The 13,637-nt window shown below is 41.2% G+C and carries 10 protein-coding genes; 6 read left to right on the forward strand and 4 right to left on the reverse strand.

Annotation, left to right across the window (positions count from 1 at the left end; all coding sequences use genetic code 11):
• Nucleotides 1–80: 80 nt before the first annotated feature.
• From H6731_07025 to H6731_07035, 3 genes are read right to left on the reverse strand one after another with little or no spacing between them, the layout of a single operon-like run.
• Nucleotides 81–2,462, reverse strand: coding sequence for a molybdopterin-dependent oxidoreductase (locus H6731_07025; protein USN50020.1), 2,382 nt, complete (start codon nt 2,460–2,462; stop codon nt 81–83).
• Complete coding sequence (locus tag H6731_07030; GenBank protein ID USN50021.1) at nt 2,459–3,856, reverse strand: FAD binding domain-containing protein; 1,398 nt, start codon at nt 3,854–3,856, stop codon at nt 2,459–2,461. Before H6731_07030 ends, H6731_07025 begins: the two co-directional genes overlap by 4 nt.
• Nucleotides 3,857–3,863: 7 nt before the next feature.
• The gene (locus tag H6731_07035) at nt 3,864–4,313 is read right to left on the reverse strand and encodes a DMT family transporter (protein ID USN50022.1); all 450 of its coding nucleotides are present in this window, start codon (nt 4,311–4,313) and stop codon (nt 3,864–3,866) included.
• Nucleotides 4,314–4,495: 182 nt separating this feature from the next.
• Between H6731_07035 and H6731_07040 the strand changes: the two genes are divergently transcribed.
• On the forward strand, nt 4,496–5,347 hold the full coding sequence (locus H6731_07040; GenBank protein ID USN50023.1) for a hypothetical protein: 852 nt from the start codon (nt 4,496–4,498) through the stop codon (nt 5,345–5,347).
• Between the two features lie 28 nt (nt 5,348–5,375).
• On the opposite strand, the gene priA is transcribed toward H6731_07040, so the two are convergent.
• Nucleotides 5,376–7,394, reverse strand: a complete 2,019-nt coding sequence (gene priA / locus H6731_07045; GenBank protein USN50024.1) for a primosomal protein N' — start codon at nt 7,392–7,394, stop codon at nt 5,376–5,378.
• A gap of 152 nt (nt 7,395–7,546) precedes the next feature.
• Here priA and atpD point away from each other — a divergent pair, with 152 nt between their 5' ends.
• The 5 genes from atpD (at nt 7,547) to H6731_07070 (ending at nt 13,636) form a co-directional block, all read left to right on the forward strand.
• Nucleotides 7,547–9,001, forward strand: coding sequence for a F0F1 ATP synthase subunit beta (gene atpD, locus H6731_07050; GenBank protein ID USN50025.1), 1,455 nt, complete (start codon nt 7,547–7,549; stop codon nt 8,999–9,001).
• A 7-nt stretch (nt 9,002–9,008) separates the two neighbouring features.
• Nucleotides 9,009–9,407 (forward strand): ATP synthase F1 subunit epsilon, encoded by a 399-nt coding sequence (atpC, locus tag H6731_07055; GenBank protein USN50026.1) that lies wholly within the window; start codon nt 9,009–9,011, stop codon nt 9,405–9,407.
• Between the two features lie 113 nt (nt 9,408–9,520).
• The gene (locus tag H6731_07060) at nt 9,521–10,690 is read left to right on the forward strand and encodes a cysteine desulfurase (GenBank protein USN50027.1); all 1,170 of its coding nucleotides are present in this window, start codon (nt 9,521–9,523) and stop codon (nt 10,688–10,690) included.
• Between the two features lie 10 nt (nt 10,691–10,700).
• Nucleotides 10,701–11,114 (forward strand): iron-sulfur cluster assembly accessory protein, encoded by a 414-nt coding sequence (locus tag H6731_07065; GenBank protein USN50028.1) that lies wholly within the window; start codon nt 10,701–10,703, stop codon nt 11,112–11,114.
• A gap of 230 nt (nt 11,115–11,344) precedes the next feature.
• Complete coding sequence (locus tag H6731_07070) at nt 11,345–13,636, forward strand: hypothetical protein (GenBank protein ID USN50029.1); 2,292 nt, start codon at nt 11,345–11,347, stop codon at nt 13,634–13,636.
• Nucleotide 13,637: the final 1 nt, after the last annotated feature.

Genomic DNA, 13,637 nt, shown 5'->3' on the forward strand with positions numbered 1-13,637 from the left:
TGCTTTAATTCCTTCCTGGTCCTCGCTTTGCTGCGGGTGTTCAGAAATTAAGCTTTGATTAATTTCTGGATTGCTATCACTCATTCTATTTCATTTTCAAATGCTTTGGGTTGCAGAGCGCGGATAATGACTTCTTTGCTCGCTGGTATGGGCAAGCAGGGAAGCCTATCAGATTTTTTGTGAGAAATGAGTGCATTTTTTACGGCATTCCACACTGAAAAACACAGCATGAGCGGTGGTTCTCCTACCGCTTTGGTGCCTCTGATATTTACGCTGTTGTGGTGATTTTTTATAAGGTCGATGTTAAAAATACGCGGTATGTCGTGAATGCTGGGGATTTTATAGGTGCTTGGAGAGCACGAGAGGAGTCTGCCATCACTGTTGTAGTAGAGAGCTTCATTGGTGACCCAGCCAAGACCTTGTATAAATGCTCCTGCTATTTGTCCTCGATCCAGTGCGTCGTTGATAGGCTTGCCTAAGTCCATGAGAATATCTGAGCGCAACACCTTTACATCACCCGTATGCTGATCGATTTCAACCTCAGAGGCTGCAACGCCTTGCGTGAAATACAAAAAAGCATTCCCTTGAGCTTTAAGCTTGTTAAACGAAAGATGGGGAGTTTTATAAAAACCATAATCGCTTAGCGCTACCCGGCTGAGATAGGCTGCGTTTACGAGAACGACAAAATCTAAATATTTCTTAGGATCGTTGGCTAAAAATACTTTGTTATCTCTAAAAATAATTTCCCTATCAACATCTAAGCTTGCTTCGAGCTCAGGACTGCACGCTAAAGCAGCGCTATGTTTTGGATGTTGTTTTGGATCAAGGTCGATTATTTGGCTAAAGATACTTTCGAGTCGTTTTCTGATTTTTTGGGCTGCCATCACTGCGGCTGCCCCATTGAGATCGGTGCCGCTCGATGCGGCTGTGGGAGAAGTGTTGGTGCTTCTATCAGTGCTGGTGGGCATGATGCGCACTGACTGATCTTTTAGGCCAAATACTTCTGATACCAGGGTGCGTATTCTGGTTTGTACTCCTTGCCCCATCTCTACACCGCCGGTGGAAACCTGAATGCTGCCATCGCGAAAAATGTGTACCAGCGCATTGGCTTGATTTAAAAATCTGGTGGTAAAGGAAATACCAAATTTGATAGCCGTGAGAGATAAGCCCCGCGGATTATTTTTGGGGTTTTGATTCCACTTTTCAATATGAGATCGTCTTTTTATATAGTCACACTTTTTTTCTAGAGTGGTGAAAAGCTGCGGCAGAAGGTTATTTTCTACTTTTTGTCCGTATGGAGTGATGTCAAAATTATCTCGATAACAATTTATTTTTCTTACCTCTAAAGCATCGATAGCGAGATGATGGCCAACCTCCTCCATGACGTGTTCGATCATCGCTATACCCTTTGGTCCACCAAAGCCGCGAAATGCTGTGTGTGGATGAAAATTCGTGCGGCACACTCTGCCTTCTAATTTGACGTTTGGAATATAGTAGGCATTGTCTGCATGAAAGAGCGCCCGCTCCAGTATAGATGTGGAAAGATCAGCATAAGCGCCGCCATCGCCCAAAAAATTGGCATGAAGGGCGATGATTTTTCCCGCACTATCAAAACCAACATGGTAGTTGATCTGATATGGGTTGCGTTTGCCCGTGATCAGCATGTCGTCATCTTTGCTTAAAACTATGCGTGCTGGGCATTTGGTTTTATGGGCCACCAAAGCGGCATAGACGGCGAAAGGAGCAGCTTGGGTTTCTTTGCCTCCAAATGCTCCGCCTAAGCGCTGCGCTATACAGCTGACCGAACTAAAAGGTATCCCTAGGGCTTCTGCCACCAGGCTTTGGGTTTCTGTCGGATGTTGGGTCGAGGAGTGAACTTCAAGATGGTTATCTTCAAGAGGATAGGCGATGGCTGATTGATTTTCTAAATAAAAATGATCAGCTCCATGAATGTGGAGTTGTCCTTTTAGACGATGGGGAGCTGTGGTTAGAGTATCGATATTTCCTCGTTCAATTGTTTGAGGAGCTCCAATAAAAGACTGGGCCTCAACTGCCTGATCGATGGATAAAATCGGCGTGGTAGTAATGAATTCAACCTCAATCAAGCCTAAAGCCTGTTTAAGATTTTCTTTGGAGTCTGCTCCAACCACAGCGATAACTTCGCCAACATAGTTGACGCGGGTCTGAGCCATAAGCGGTTGTTCCGCAATGATAGCTCCCCACACATTGTGATGTAGGTCTGCCGATGTGAGCACGCATTTGACGCCAGGGCTATTTTTTGCTTGAGCGATATCAATTTTTTTGATGAGAGCGCTTGGATGAGGGCTATAAAAAAGACCGACATAGAGCTCATTGTCCATCAAAGGTCGGTCGTCAACGTAGATGGATTCGCCTGCCACGTGGAGATGAGAAGAGTCGTGGGGGCTGTTTAGAGTATGGTTGAGAAGTTCAAGCTCGCTCATAGAAGACTTCCAAGATATCGAGAAAAAACATTATTAGCCAACACTCTTCTAAACTGAGCGCTTGCTCTTAGATCGCTTTGGGGAGTTATTTCTTGTTGAAGTATTTTTTGAGCATCGCTGATAAGTGCCGAGTCGAGTTCTTTATTGAACATAAATTGTTCAGTATTTTTGAGGCGTTTTATCATTGGCCCAATACCGCCCATGGCAAGCTTAATGTTTTTGATAACTTTACCGGCAAGCTCTATGCGAAAAGCGCTGTTGATGGTGGCGATATCTAAATCTTTTCGGGTGGAAACTTTGTCAAGTTTTAAATGCTCATGACTCTTGGGTAAGCAGAAGCTTATGTGGGTAATATATTCATTGTATTTGAGGTTCAGAGTTTTGTAAGAGACAAAGAGCTTTTCTATAGAAATTGCGCGGCTACCTTCAATACTGCGCAGATGAATCATTCCATCACACACCATCAAAAAAGGGGTGGTATCGGCTATGGGGGAAGCGTTAGCAGTATTACCAACAAGGGTCGCCATATTTTTTATCTGAGGTGATGCAAAGATATTGATAAATTGAGCAAATAAAGGGGCTCGTTTTTGGCAAAATTTGCGCAAAGAACTGAGATTGACGCGGGCGCCGACTATAATGCGCTCGTCTTCTTGGCGAATATCATAGAGTTCATCGATCAAATTAAGGCTGAGTATCCGTAATGGAGTAGCCTTGTCCTTGTTTTCTAAGACCCCTAGGTCAGTGTTGCCGGAACGAATTTTATAACCTTGTTGAGCGAGTTTGTCGGCTTCTTCGAGCGTAGTAGGTGCGTAGAATTCTTTTCCCTCATGTTTAAATTTAATTGCCCCATTATTTTCATAGGTAGATGTAGAGAAATAATTTTTTAAGGGCTTGATTGTTTTGCCATCGATCGAGAGCGCAGCCTCAATGATAGAAATATATCCGGTACAGCGACACAGGTTACCGGTAAGTTCATTTTTTACTTTTTGTGGGCTTAAGCGTGCAGGAGATTTTTCAAAAAGTCCGGTAAGCGCCATAACAAAGCCGGGAGTGCAAAAACCACATTGGCTGCCATGGAAATTGTGCAGAGCCCGCTGAATGGGAGAGAGCGCATTTTCTTTTTTAAGTGCCTCAATGGTGATTACATGTGCTCCATCGAGCTGAGTGAGTCCAACGATACATGCATTGATGGGAACAAATTGATGATCAATGCGAGGACGAAAAATAAGCACCGTACAAGCACCGCAGTCGCCTTCAGCACACACAATTTTTGTACCGGTTAATTTTTTTTGGTAACGCAAAAAATCAGCGAGCATCATAAAAGCATGTTCTTTTGCTATCTTAAGTGCTTGGCCGTTGAGAGACATTGCTATGTAGTCACGCGTTTTTTCCATCAGCTCCTCAGCTGTTGTGCCTAAAAGATAGCACAGCTCCTAAAAGGGCTAATACCAATCCAGTAAAACGCGCCAGCGAAAATGCTTGTTGGTTGATGGTGATATCGATCACAAAACTTGTGATGATTTGACCAGCAAGCATGGCAAGCACGGTGGAAAATGCACCGATGTTTTTCATGGTTAAGGGTACCATCAGTACCAGGCTTAGACCCATAAGGCCTGGTAAAACATGCCACAGACGAAATCCATTTCCTGTTTTGAGCCAAAAATTATGATGAAACTTGTCGGGGAAAGAGATCAACACTATGAGCATGATTGCGGCGCTTAGGAGCAATACAACTCCATTGATAAATGCCGCCATTGCCATGCCTTGGGAGTCACCAATAATACGATTTAAAGTAGGCTGGATAACGACAATGCAGCCGAGGCAAAGACTGAGAAAAAAAAAGAAGTTCATAAGGCGCTCTTTAGGAATGGTGTAGGTACAAATTTATCTAGTTTAAAAAAAATATGTTGTTTTTATAATTGATAGAACGGTCTTGTGAAGAATGAATAGTTACTATAGTAATGATTTTATTGTTAATAATAGTTGGTTAATTTATTGTATCCAATGGTTATAATTTTTTTGAGAGTTCAACAATGAGTTATCTAGTTTCCCCTAGGGTAGTTTTAAAGCTAGTTTTTTGTGTTTTAGTCTTGACGGGATGCGAAAAAAAAAACCAACCCCAACCAGTTTCAACGAAACAGAATGTAGAAAAAGAGAAAACACCTGAACAAGAGAAAACACCTGAACAAGAAAGTGGTCAAGACGAAGAGCCCGAAGTTGAAGCTGTTTATGAACCTGATGACTCCCAACTGGGCTCTCTTTTGTACGAGCGTTTTAAAAACAAGGGAAAAATCCTTGTTGATTTTTTTGATTCCAACAACCCAGATTATGATGTCCTAACACGCTTTTTTGATGGTGGTAAAAATGATGCAGCATTGCCCATAACAAAAGAGCAAGGCGAACAGCTATCTCAGATCGTTTTTACTCCTCTTAGTTCTTTGAAGGTGTCATATCGGAAAGCTCATCCTGGTTTTTTTGGTGGAGCAAAAGCATCAAATAATTCATTGTCACAAAAGGATTTGAAGTTGTTGGGGCAATTGTCTAAGGACGACAAAAATCAAATAGATGCTGTCTATTCAGGAATAGAGAGTCTTATTTTTAAAGACAATCAACTGCGCAAAGAGTTTGAACCTTACATTTTTAGCGGTATGAGTAAGAAGAATACCTTTGAAAAATTGTATGAAGGCATGAGTGATGAAAAAATAAAGCTCATCAATCAGGGGCTGATGTACAGCATTTTCTTGAACATTCTTCAAGAAATTACTTTGTTAAAGCAAAATCAAGTTTTGGTAGAATATGGAACTTATTTCGATAGCGACAGTGCACTAAAATTAATTGGTGAAAGGATTAAGAGCTTCCAGGATTATCTTGCTCGAAATAATTAGAGATGTTTAAAAAACAGTCTCTTGGCTTTTACCCTGTCGTTTGCGGATCAACATCGATAGTAAACCTAACTTTGTTTTTGTTAATAAACTCCACCATAGTGGAGTTATTTTTTAGCTGAGCGATGCTTTGATGAAGCATTTTAGTACTCGGTGAAAGAGCCAAGAGTTGAAAACGATAGCGATTATTGATGCGTTCTATGCTTGAGGGAGTTGGTCCTAAAAGTTGCAAGTGATGGTGTGCTTTAAGAAAATGATGAGCTTTGGTCACGGCAGATTGGGCGATATCTGCATTTTTATGTTCGGCACGCAAGAGAACAGCGCGCGAGAAGGGAGGTTGATTAAAGCGTTTTCTTAAGGCCAGCTCCTGTTGAATAAAGCCTTTGCTGTCATAATTTTTACAAAAATAAATGCTTGGGTGAGAAGGGTTAAAAGTTTGAATAATAGCTTTTCCTCTCTTTTGCCCACGTCCAGCCCGGCCAGCAACTTGGGTGAGCAGTTGAAAGGTTTTTTCTGCCGCTCGAAAATCTGGCATAGAGAGGCCTACATCGGCACAAACAACGCCAACCAATCCCACATGTAAAAAATCGTGACCTTTGGCGATCATTTGCGTGCCTATCAAAATGTGTGCCGTGCGATCGTGCATGGATTTAAGTACTTTTTCTAAACGAATTTGGCTTTGTATAACATCACGATCAAGGCGCTCTATCACTAAATCAGGGAACAATAATTTTACCTCTTCATGAAGGCGCTCGGTTCCAAGACCAACGAAACGGATTGAATCATTGAGGCAATTTTTACAGGTGCTCTGGGCGTATTCCACGTGTTGACATTGATGGCACACCAAGGATTGTCGTTTTTGGTAATAAGTGAGTCCTACGCTGCAGTGAGGACACTCAACCATAGTGCCGCATTGGTAGCATACGCCAAAGCGTGCATAGCCGCGCTGATTCAAAAAAAGCAGAACCTGTAAATCTTGCTCGATGCTTTCTTTTATCGCGTTGACTAAAGGTCGCGATAAAATGCACATCTTTGAGCCAGAACTTTTGCTTAAGTCTTGGGTGCGAAAATCAACATCATCGAAGCGCTCTTTAAGATCGATCACTTCAATATCGGCAAGTTTGCTGTCTTGATGAAATCGATGTTCAAGTTTGAGGTGAGTTAATTTTTTGTTTTGAACGTTATAGATCGATTCAAGTGAAGGTGTAGCAGAGCCTAAAATTATGCAGGCCCTTTCATTTTTCGCACGCCATAGGGCTAAATCACGGGCGTTATACTGCGGTGAGTCCTCTTGCTTAAGGCTTGAGTCGTGTTCTTCGTCAACCACAATCAAACCAAGATTTTTTAAAGGCGCAAAAATAGCTGAACGGGCTCCGATCAAAATTTGTGAGTCATTACTGAGCAAATGAAAAATTCCATCGCGTTTTTGAGCCGGGCTAACATTAGAGTGCATGACCACAGCTTTTTGACCCAGGGCTTTTTCAACGCGCTCTACTAACTGAGGTGTGAGAGATATTTCTGGAACAATAAAGAGTACAGATTTTTTTTGCTCGAGCACAGTATTGGCAATGTCAATGTAAATATGGGTTTTTCCCGATCCTGTGATGCCTTCAAGCAAATACGCGCCACTAAGATTACTTTTGATCCTTTGACTTAGAGAATTTTGTTCCACAGAAAGTTGAGATAAATTTTTGTGAGTTTTGGGAAAGACTTTTTTTATGCGATGAGCTTTCTCGTTTTTTGGTACAGCTAAATGAACACATGTGCCAAGATCGTTGAAATAATAGCGTGAGGTAAATTTCATCAACTCAAACTGCTCTTTGGTGATGATGGGTTCGTCATCTATAATTTCGATAATTTCTTTGATTTTAAATTTGTTTTTACAAGAGTCATCAATACCAATGACTGCTCCAGTCATAAGACGATTTTTTAACTCAACTTTTACGCGGCGGCCAAAAATTTCACTCTCACACAATTTTTCATTTATTGAATAGCTAAAAATCCCGTCATTGTGCGCTATTTTGAGGGCTACCTTAACAATTGTTTCCATGATGGGGCATTAGCTATTTTGAATGCTTTGAGCAAGCCTAAGCCAGCTTAGACTTTTAAAAGCCGGATACTTTTTTGCAACTATGTCTTGAACATTGCTTGTTATCTGTAATTAATAGCCCAAGAAATTAATTTCATGAATCGGGAGTGGTTATGGCACTTGAGCTTAAGGATGGTAAGGTAACCCAGGTTATTGGGCCTGTGGTTGATGTGGAATTTGAAGCGGGATCTTTGCCGGCTTTGCTTACCGCCCTTACGCTTCACAACAAGAATCTCTCAGACAAGACCGATAATCTTGTTTTAGAAGTAGCACAGCACCTTGGTGAAAATACCGTTCGCTGTATTGCGATGGATGCAACCGAAGGCTTGGTTCGCGGCACTGCTGTAAAAAATACAGGGGCTCCCATTCAAGTGCCAGTAGGAAAAGAAACTCTTGGACGCATATGCAATGTGATCGGTGAGCCTATCGATGAGCAAGGCCCGCTCAATACCAAAGAAAAATTACCCATTCACAGAAAACCACCAGAATTTAGTGAACAGAGCACTGAGGTTTCTGTTCTTGAGACTGGGATCAAAGTTGTAGATTTGTTGGCTCCCTACGCTCGTGGAGGAAAGATTGGTCTTTTTGGTGGTGCCGGTGTAGGAAAAACGGTTTTGATCATGGAGCTAATCAATAATATTGCTAAAGGTCACGGTGGTCTTTCAGTTTTTGCTGGTGTGGGAGAGCGCACCAGGGAGGGACGGGATCTTTACAATGAAATGATCGAGTCTGGTGTTATAAAATGGGACGAAAAAACCAAAAAAGTTAATTCTCAAGAAAGCAAAGTGGCTTTGATCTACGGTCAGATGAATGAGCCACCAGGAGCACGTGCACGTGTTGCACTCTCGGGTTTGACTGTAGCTGAAAATTTCCGTGATAATTTTGGCCAAGATGTTTTGTTGTTCGTTGATAATATTTTTCGTTTTACTCAAGCTGGTTCAGAAGTTTCAGCCTTGCTGGGACGTATTCCTTCAGCTGTGGGCTATCAGCCAACTTTAGCTACCGAAATGGGAGAGCTGCAAGAGCGTATCACAACCACCAAAAAAGGATCGATTACATCAGTACAGGCTATCTATGTTCCTGCTGACGATCTTACTGACCCAGCACCTGCAACAACATTTGCTCACTTAGATGCCACAACTGTGTTGAACCGCTCAATCGCTGACTTGGGAATTTACCCTGCTGTGGATCCTCTCGACTCTACTTCTCGTATCTTAAGTGCCGAAGTTGTGGGGGAGGAGCATTATCAGGTAGCAAGAAATGTGCAGTCGATCTTACAGCGCTATAAAGAGCTGCAAGATATTATTGCCATTTTGGGTATGGATGAATTGTCTGCAGAGGATCGTACTTTGGTTGCGAGAGCTCGTAAGATCCAGCGCTTTTTGTCTCAGCCTTTCTTTTCAGCTGAAGCATTTACCGGCGCTCAAGGAAAATACGTAAAAATTGCTGATACCATTCGTGGATTTAAAGAAATTTGTGAAGGCCAGCATGATGCAATTCCAGAGCAAGCATTTTACATGACCGGAACCATTGAAGAAGTTTTGGCTCGTGCCAAAGAAATGGTGTGAGGTGGCTATGCTACATCTTAATGTTGTAACGCCCGAGCGCCCTTTTATCGAGCAAGATTGCCTTAGTGTAACCTTGCCCGGACTTATGGGAGAAGTGCAGATATTAGAAGGACACACACCGTGTCTTTTGGAGCTTAAAACTGGTCACGTTATTTATGAAAACAAAGATCGAGAGAGCGTGCGTTTTATGATTGCAGCGGGCTTTGTTGAAGTAGATAAAGATCACGTAACTGTGATGTGTGAAATGGCTCGGAGTAAAGACGAGATCGATAAAGTGAGCGAGCTTGGGACACAGCAAGACCTTAAACAACAGCTTGACAATACTAAGCTTGATGAAGAAGAAAAAAATAAACGCTTGCAGGCCGAGCTTGAAAAAAGTGTAGCTCGAATGAGTTTGCTCGATTAAAAGAGACAAACAAAAACAGCTCTAAAAAGTTCAAAAGTGCGTGTTTCGCTGCTACCTTTTTTGATAGCAGCGAAGTTCTGCGCTGCAAATAAAAAAATATCGGGAGTATTCTCATGCCAGATAAGGCTATCTATTTGGACCATCACGCAACTACTCCGTTGGATAAAAGGGTTTTCAATAAAATGAAAACCTTTTTTTTATGTGAATTTGGTAATCCATCAAGCAGAACTCATGCTTATGGTTGGCGGGCGCTGGAGGCGGTTAATGAAGCCCGAAGACAAGTTGCCCAAGCGCTCAATGCAGATGCCCAGGAGATCATTTTTACTTCTGGTGCAACTGAAGCAAGCAACATGGCGATTAAAGGTTTTTTGTCACAAAAAAATCATAAGCAACAAATAATTACGTCTTCGATTGAACATCCTGCTACTTTTAATTCCATCAAATCCTTAGAACCAAATTATGCTCATGGAATTTTTTTGCAGCCTAAGTCAGATGGCATCATTGATCCTGCTCAATTTGAAAATGCCATTACAAAAAATACTATTTTAGCTTCGTTTTTTTGGGTCAACAGTGAAATTGGCTCTATCAACAACATTAGAGAAATAGCATCTATCGCAAAGAAACATGGAGTGCTTTTGCACTGTGATGCAGCTCAAGCCTTAGGTCGCCTTAAGATTGATTTAAAAGAACTTGATATCGATTTGATTTCACTGAGTGGCCATAAAATATACGGCCCAAAGGGTATAGGAGTGCTCTATATCAAGCACGAAATCAAGGAGCGTTTCCAGCCACTTTTACATGGGGGAGCACAGGAATGGAGTTTGCGTCCAGGTACGCTCAATGTGCCAGGTATTGTTGGCATGGGTGAGGCTGCGCGTCTGAGTGTCTGTGACCTTGATAAAGAAGTCAAAAAAATCAAAGAACTACGAGATATTTTATGGGATAACCTTAGGGCTCTTTCCGATATATACCTCAATGGTAGTCTTGAGCATCGGGTCGCTGGCAATCTTAATGTGTCTTTCGCTGATATTGATGGTGAGGAACTTGTGTTGGCTCTTTGTAAACGAGTAGCCATATCTACTGGTTCTGCATGTTGTTCTCATGGTCCTTCGCGCGTATTGGAAGAGATCGGAGTTGCTCCTGAACTAAGGCAAGCGGCGATTCGTTTTGGCATAGGCCGTAGCAATAGCAAAGAAGAAATCCATGAGGTTTCTCAATTGGTTGTTGAAACAGTGAAAAAGCTGAGAGCACAAAATAAAAAGAAGCTTGTAAAATTGATTTGAGGTTTTTGTAATGGATTTATTAAAAATTAAACGCAGAGGGGAAAGAAAAGCAAAGGTAGAAGATCCTTATGCTCTCGCTATTTTACCTCTCGAACCCAATGTCTTAGGCATTTCTGATCAAGCAGCGGCACGAATCGAATTTCTGCTTCAAGAAAAAAAACAAACTGAGCATTACCTGAGAGTCGCTATAAAAGGTGGTGGATGCTCAGGGCTCAGCATTCACTATCAATTCTGTGAAAAAAGTCGTGATTCTGATGTAATTTTTCAAAAAAATAATGCAAAAGTTTGCATTGATCCTAAATCTCTTTCTGTGCTGGGGGGAGCGACCCTGCATTTTCGTGAATATTTGGGCAGCGGTGAATTTTTATTGTTGAACAATCCTGCCGCCAAACAATGCTCATGCGGCCAGTCATTTTCTTTGTAATATCAATCCTGGGAAATTAGACCCTTTAATTTCTGAACGCCCGCAGCAAAGCGAGGACTAGGAAGAAATTAAAGGGTCTAATTTCCCAGGATTGATAGTGCTCCAAAAATTTATCGAGACAGAGCTCTATCAAAATACAAAAATCAATATATTTTGACCTTAAAAACTTAAGTAAAAATAATGCGTTAAAAAATATTTAGCGCAGTAGTTGGGCTGACGCGGGAAATTTAATGAGGAATAAAAAATTATTTTTATTATGCAATATCTTGTGTTTATTTCTCTTCACTGCCTGCAAAAATACCCGACCAATTGAGTTTTTCAATTCCGAAATAGAACCCCAGCCCAATGTAAAGCCCGCTCTTGGTAATGCGCGAAAAGTTTTAAAGCTTGCTTTAAATTTTTCCGAAGGGCTCAGTACAGTTGAAGAAGTTCAACAAGAATTTAGTAAATTATCTGATACTCAAAAAAAACAACTCGCTATTAAAGAAATTGATGGTCAAAACTTTCTCTTAGCTATTAGCAAAGGTGGAATTTCACAAGAAATAGTTGAGATAGCAAAGCTTTTTCTTGCCAGTAATTCGAAAGAAATAAATGCTAAACTTCTGGCTAAAAATTCTTACAACACACCTTTTGATTGTGTGCGCGCTCTTGAGTCGAGTGATGAGAAAAATCAACTTCTTGCTTTATATTTGGTAGCCCATCCTCACTTAGTGAATCACCTTAAAGACGAGCACGATCAATTTGCTGCAGAAGAATTTAACAATTTGATCGAGTATATTGATGAAAATCAAATGGCAAATATTGCTCATTTGATTGAGTGGGACCATTTAAAAGTTTGGCTAGAGTGGGCCTACAATCCTTATGATCAAGATTGGTGGCATCAGCGCTTATTAAAAAACTTCGCAAAAATATATTGTTATGCTGGCGCGATCAAACAGTTAGAGATGCGCAGCCATCTACTATCTGAAGCTTATAGTGCTGACGTTGTCCGTGCTCAAAATAATCAGCCCTCACAAAACTTATTAGAGCTTTTGGATGTATTTCCTGAGCTTAAGCTTGATAAAAAAGTTGGTGAGGATACCTATCATCTCAGTAAAATACCTTTGGGTAACGGCAAACATTCTGGTCCGCTGCTTTATGTTATGAGCAAAAGATTGAGTGAAGAAATTTTTAATGGCGGTGAGCTCAATTGGAAATTTTTGAGAGTTCTCTCTGCCAAAATTAAAATTTTTCTTGAAGGCTCATATGAACACCATATTATTAATGAAAAATTCGGTATCCCTTTCAAAGAGAGCATTTTAGCGAGTATAGAAAATACAGGCCATTCAAGGCAATGCGCAAAAATTTCACTCAATGCCTCGATTAAAAAAGAAGATATCTATAGAGAACTTTTGCTTATAAATTACAATGATGAACAAAAAGTATCTTCGAAACTAAAAACTCTATTACAAGACTTTCTTAAAGAGAATGCCAATTTCGATGCAATTGCCAGCATCAATATTCGCCATCAAGATCATCAGTTAGGAGCTTTGCGCTATGGTGATTCTTTTTTTCATGCCCTTGTCAGGCTTAACAGCGATATTTTATTGCTAGAAGTAATTCGTCTATTTACTAAAAATCTGAACGACAGCACTGCAATCATTTCTCAAGAAAATAGTGATGGTCATTCTGCTCTTGCTCTTCTCTCTGATCCTGATCGACCAGCTTCGTCTATCGATGAAGAACACTCCGATATTGTTCAGCATTTGTTGAGTGAAGTTTTAGAACATGGAGATGAAAATTCCTTAATGCATTCATTCAATGCACTTAAGGACTTTAATCTTTTGGCAGATTTTATTTACCAAAAGCGTCATTCGATCGTGCTCGGCCATGATAGACCCAAAAGCATGGCGTCTTTATTTGTGGCGCACTACAGTAATCACGCTGCAATCGATGCAAAAGCTATGGCCAAAGCTCTAATTGAAACTGCGCTCAAAAATGATGGGATAGGCTCTATGCACAATGGCGTAGCATCGCTCATCAATCATGGTTTTTTTACTGCCCAGGCTCTGCAAACGAGAGGCTATCAACTTTTTGAGTCGGGAGTTTATGCTGGAGTACAAAATACATTGCTCTACGAAATATTTCTTCACGCTGCTGCAGAAAAAATTGTACAAGCCATCGCTCAAGCCTATCCCAACCATCCACATTATGCTCGGCGATATAGACAGACAAAAATTGCTCTTGATGCAAAAATACGTGGGAGCGGAGCATTCGGAATTCATGCTGCCGTAGGCAATTTTTGGGTGGCCAATAAAGCGATTGAATCCTTTGAAGGAGCGCTGTTAAAAGATGAAATTTCGATAATGACTCGAGCCTTTAAGTCACAGCTCAGTGTGGCTGAATGGGGAGCGCTTTGTGGAGCACGCGCCAATGCCACATCAAATGACAAAATGCTATGGGAGCTTTTATTGTTGGGCATAGCCGGCAAAGCAGTGAGCACAGAAGCTGAGGCACGAAGTCATCATTATTTAGATTATTAGG

It is taken from the genome of Myxococcales bacterium, from assembly GCA_023898405.1.
Lineage (GTDB): Bacteria > Myxococcota > UBA727 > UBA727 > JABDBI01.

Coding starts and splice junctions, on each gene's coding strand:
- H6731_07060 (USN50027.1), top strand. CDS start 9,521: ATGCCAGATAAGGCTATCTATTTGGACCATCACGCAACTACTCCGTTG.
- H6731_07040 (USN50023.1), top strand. CDS start 4,496: ATGAGTTATCTAGTTTCCCCTAGGGTAGTTTTAAAGCTAGTTTTTTGT.
- H6731_07025 (USN50020.1), bottom strand. CDS start 2,462: ATGAGCGAGCTTGAACTTCTCAACCATACTCTAAACAGCCCCCACGAC.
- atpD (USN50025.1), top strand. CDS start 7,547: ATGGCACTTGAGCTTAAGGATGGTAAGGTAACCCAGGTTATTGGGCCT.
- H6731_07035 (USN50022.1), bottom strand. CDS start 4,313: ATGAACTTCTTTTTTTTTCTCAGTCTTTGCCTCGGCTGCATTGTCGTT.
- H6731_07030 (USN50021.1), bottom strand. CDS start 3,856: ATGGAAAAAACGCGTGACTACATAGCAATGTCTCTCAACGGCCAAGCA.
- H6731_07065 (USN50028.1), top strand. CDS start 10,701: ATGGATTTATTAAAAATTAAACGCAGAGGGGAAAGAAAAGCAAAGGTA.
- H6731_07070 (USN50029.1), top strand. CDS start 11,345: ATGAGGAATAAAAAATTATTTTTATTATGCAATATCTTGTGTTTATTT.
- atpC (USN50026.1), top strand. CDS start 9,009: ATGCTACATCTTAATGTTGTAACGCCCGAGCGCCCTTTTATCGAGCAA.
- priA (USN50024.1), bottom strand. CDS start 7,394: ATGGAAACAATTGTTAAGGTAGCCCTCAAAATAGCGCACAATGACGGG.